This window comes from Neorhizobium sp. T6_25, from assembly GCF_002968555.1.
Classification (GTDB): domain Bacteria; phylum Pseudomonadota; class Alphaproteobacteria; order Rhizobiales; family Rhizobiaceae; genus Neorhizobium.
In genome coordinates, this window is sequence record NZ_PVBL01000068.1 from 1 (window position 1) to 839 (window position 839).

Consider the following 839-nt stretch of genomic DNA (forward strand, 5'->3'; position numbering starts at 1 on the left):
CCTAGGACGAATCGACATTCATCGCAGCCAAATGATAGTGGCCACGAGATATACGAAGCCTTGGAAGTGAATGGTTCTGCGGTCGTAGCGCGTCGCGAAGCGGCGGAAGTGCTTCATTCGGTTGAAGCAGCGCTCGATGCGGTTTCGATTGATGTAGGCGAGTTCATCGTGCGGAATGATGATCTTGCGCGAGCGGTTTGACGGGATCACCGCCTCAGCTCCCATGCCGGCAATCGTTTCCCGCAAGGCGTTGCTGTCATAGGCTTTATCGGCCAGCACGGCATTGCCGATCTGCCCCTCCAGAAGCGCCGGCGCTTGCGTGATGTCTCCGACCTGACCTGATGTCACGATGAAACGCAATGGTCGGCCAAGCGCATCGGCCAGCATGTGGATCTTGGTGGTCAGTCCGCCTCTGGAACGCCCCAGCGCCTGATCCTTGGCCCCCCTTTTCCGGATGCCGCCTGCTGATGGGCGCGAACGATCGTGCTGTCGATCATCAGATACCGATTATCACGATCGGCCGTCAGCGTCTGGAACACCTGCTCCCAAATACCAGCGTGGCACCAGCGGCTGAAGCGCTTATGCACCGTCTTCCACTTGCCATACCGCTCCGGCAGATCACGCCAATGCGCCCCCGAGCGCAACACCCAAAGACAACCATTGATAAACAACCGGTTGTCCGAACCTGTGCGCCCGGGATCGCCGGATTTGCCGGGCAACAACGACGCAATCTGCGCCCACTGCACATCGCTCAATTCATACCGTCTGGCTGCCACCCGCAGACCTCCGCGTTGAACACGGGAGCCTATGAATCAGCCTTCAGGCGATTTGGGAATCCT

General features: G+C 58.9%; 1 protein-coding gene. It reads right to left on the reverse strand.

What is annotated here, in order from left to right; translation table 11 throughout:
* Nucleotides 1-18: 18 nt before the first annotated feature.
* Nucleotides 19-776, reverse strand: a protein-coding gene (locus tag C5L10_RS33345) for an IS5 family transposase (RefSeq protein WP_105433212.1) whose coding sequence is annotated in 2 segments (ribosomal slippage) — nt 19-434 and nt 434-776 — 759 coding nt in all. Because the reading frame shifts where the segments join, the coding sequence is not laid out codon by codon here.
* Nucleotides 777-839: the final 63 nt, after the last annotated feature.